General features: G+C 48.3%; 2 protein-coding genes. Both read right to left on the reverse strand.

Going from position 1 to position 3,647, the window contains the following annotated elements:
* Positions 1-233: 233 nt before the first annotated feature.
* Positions 234-2,372 (reverse strand): DNA topoisomerase III, encoded by a 2,139-nt coding sequence (locus AC0MA3_RS26275; RefSeq protein WP_474658326.1) that lies wholly within the window; start codon positions 2,370-2,372, stop codon positions 234-236.
* A 223-nt stretch (positions 2,373-2,595) separates the two neighbouring features.
* The gene (locus AC0MA3_RS26280; RefSeq protein ID WP_474658327.1) at positions 2,596-3,336 is read right to left on the reverse strand and encodes an acyl-[acyl-carrier-protein] thioesterase; all 741 of its coding nucleotides are present in this window, start codon (positions 3,334-3,336) and stop codon (positions 2,596-2,598) included.
* Positions 3,337-3,647 lie beyond the last annotated feature (311 nt).

Here is a 3,647-nt window from a genome sequence, read left to right on the forward strand (position 1 = left end):
GGCTACCGCCATCTTAAAACACCTACAGAAATAGGCCAACCAGAAGTTTTCCGGTTGACCTAATAATACGAAAAGACTGCCATATCCGGCAGCCTATTTTATATATATGGAATAGTCCTTAACCAGCTGACGCTACACTGACAACAGTCCGATCCCATATCCCTTATCTATTATCCTTATCTATTATCCTAATCTACTTATCCTTATCTGCTTGTCCTTATCTGCTTATCTCTTTATTTACCCTTTTCCTTGGCTTCCATCGCTGCTTTGAGAAGATCACCAAGGTTGGACCCCACACTTTCCGGTTTGCTGTACTGCTGGACCAGCTTCTGCTGCTCACGCTTGTTGATATGCTTGTGATCCTTGTCCATGGTCTCCGTTATTCCGCATCCGAGACACTGGACATAGAGGCCGGCTTTGCCCTCTTTAAGCTCCATCTTCTTGTGGCATTGCGGGCAGCGGCGGTTAGACAGTTGCTTCTCTCCTGCCCGGGTATATCCGCAGTCATCTGCCGGACAGACCAACAGCTTGCCCCGCTTGGTTTTCTTCTCCAGCATTCTAGTTCCACAATTCGGGCAGTGGCTGCTGGAGACGTTATGCGGCTTATACTCCGCACCGCTGTTCTTCACACCAGACACCAATTCCTGAGCCATACTGCGGATCCCTTGCAAAAAAGGCTCCGGACGCCCCTGTCCGCGGGCGATCTTTTCCAGTTCCGCCTCCCAGCGTGCCGTCAGCTCTGGAGTGCGCAATTGTTCTGCCACCAGGCCGATTAGCTGCTTGCCCTTTCCTGTTGGGTGAAGCAGATTGCCCTGCCGTTCAATCGTATCGGAGCTGACCAGCTTTTCGATAATATCGGCGCGGGTAGCCGGCGTTCCCAGTCCGTGCTTCTCCATCTGTGTCAGAAGCGAAGCTTCATTATAGCGTTTCGGCGGCTGCGTCCGGCCTGGCCGGATCACACAGCGCTGCACAGTAACGGCCTCTCCCTCCCGCAGCTCCGGCAGCTTTACATTACTCGGCGCCGGTTCGTCTGCGGCATTCTCTTCTTCGTCATCACTGCTCATATCTCCGCCGTAGACTTCACGCCAGCCTGCATCTTTTACCGTTGTTCCTTTAACACTGAAGCTCTCGCCTTCCACATTTACGGTTACAGTTACAGCATCATAACGTGCCGCTGGATAGAACAGACTGATGAAACGACGAACAATGAGATCATAGAGCTTGCGCTCCTCCACACTCAGCTGATTTAGAAGAACAGTCTGCTCTGTAGGAATAATCGCATGGTGATCGCTCACCTTGCTGTCATCCACAATCCGTTTAGTGATAGGCAACGGCTTGCGCAGCAAAGGTCTTGCTAATGTTGCATAAGGACCAACAGCTATGCTATCCAGCCTCTCTTTGAGCGTACCCGTCATATCGGATGTTAAATAACGGCTGTCTGTTCGCGGATAGGTCACCAGCTTGTGCTGTTCATATAACTTCTGCAGTACACTGGAGGTTTGTTTAGCTGAGAAGCCGAACTTACGGTTCGCGTCGCGCTGCAGCTCTGTGAGATCATAGGCCAACGGGTGCGGTTCACTTTTCTCACTCTTTTGCACCTTGGTAATCCGTCCGCTGCGCCCCATAATCTTCTCTTTTAGCACTCCCGTTTTGTCCCGGTCAAAAATACGTCCATCCCCGCCCTGGGCCCTCCAGCCTGCCTGGAAGCTTCCAAAATCAGCCGTCAACTGGTCATACTCTTTAGAACGGAATCCGGTTATCTCATTTTCCCGGTCCATAATCATCCCCAGTGTCGGTGTCTGTACCCGCCCGGCAGAGAGCGGCGCGCCGAACTTGCAGGTCAGTGCCCGCGTCACATTCAGCCCGATCATCCAATCAGCCTCGGCACGGCAGCGGGCTGATTCATATAGCCGGTCAAAATCCCGGCCCGGACGGAGTGAAGCGAACCCTTCCTTAATGGCCTTATCCGTCTGCGAAGAGATCCAAAGCCGCCGGAACGGCTTCCTCCAGCCTGCCATATTCATGATCCAGCGCGCCAGCAGCTCGCCTTCACGTGCAGCATCTGTAGCCACAATCAGTTCCTCAATGTCCTGTCTTTTCATCAGCTGCTGCACTGCCTTATACTGCTGGTTTGTCTCCCGTAACACCTTAAGCTTCGCCTTCTCCGGCAGAATCGGCAAATCCTCCAATGCCCAGTTGGCATATTTATTGTTATAATCCTCCGGCTCCGCTAAGCCCACCAAATGCCCCAAAGCCCAAGTAACCACATATTTCGGTCCTTCAATATAACTCTTCTGTTTATTACCACAGCCCATCACCCGTGCAATCTCACGGGCAACTGACGGCTTCTCCGCAAGTACCAATACTTTCATAATTCTCTCCCTTCCCTGTCAAAACCCTATTATACCATTTTCCCAAAGTCCGCAAATAACGTCAGACGACTTAATAGACAACTCCTGTTATTAATAAATCATTGAAATAAATCATTGTTAACTGAAAGGAGGAATCCTTTACTCGAATAAGTATTATACCAACTGAGCTGCTATCATTTAATAAAGGCCGTATCTGCATGCAGACCACGGCCTTCCCAATTCTTTAGAATCCCAGACAAGCGGTAAAAAACACTTTATCACCTGCTATACCCTGTATATATATACCATCATCAGTTACAACAGAGCGCTGTACCTGAAGTTCATCGCCTAACCTCGCTTCCTGTACATAAGTTACCCGGAAACGCTTCAGCTCTTTGGATCCCCATTCGGCTATAGACAGGGCATCACTACAGATCTCACCATACCTGGCGTTGTTCAAATGTAAATTACTGTCCAGACCACTAAACCGTACTTTGTATGCATAAGCTTCATGAAGACTTAGAGTTTCTGAAATGGTTACTTTCTCTGGCATACTCCCTACCGAATCCCCATCATAATGAATCACGGGCACTGGTATAGCAGTTGGCCGTAAAATTCTCCTTTTTTCGATATCCACCAACGCCCATATGGAACGCGCCACAGCTACCTCTATATGATCCTGATCATATACCCGGTAATCACGCTGCCATAATGCTCCTTTGGTTCCTTTACTCCACGTTCGAACTGTTAATTGATCATTTATCCGTGGCATCCGGCGAATCTCAAGATCTAACGTAATCAGCATCCAACCCATTCCAGCATCCTGCATATGAGCCAGGCTGAAACCCAGCGCATTTACAGCAGCATCAGCGGTGCGTTGCAATATTTCTAAAAGAAAAGAGAGTTTTGCCTGTGAACGGTAATCCGTATCGTTTGCCTGTACAGCAAATTGCTCTGTCCACAGGGATGTTGTTGATTTATCCACTGTTTTATCTCCTTTACAATGCAAGAACATTAACATTTTATTAGTTGAACCATCATATCCACAATTATTCTACACTATCCACACAAAATGGGGAGTACTTCGATTCCAATTAATTAATAATCTTCTTGTCCACATGTGGATAAGTTTCTCCGAAATTCTTCTTAGGTCTTGTAATATCCACAAACCTGGGTTTATCAACAAATTTCACATATATTAAAAAAACAAAAAAGCCATTGTCGATTACTCAACAATGGCTTTCAGTGCTTGGCGGCGTCCTACTCTCCCAGGACCCTTCGGTCCAAGTACCATCG

This window comes from Paenibacillus sp. LS-5 (assembly GCF_056121505.1).

Coding starts and splice junctions, on each gene's coding strand:
- AC0MA3_RS26275 (WP_474658326.1), bottom strand. CDS start 2,372: ATGAAAGTATTGGTACTTGCGGAGAAGCCGTCAGTTGCCCGTGAGATT.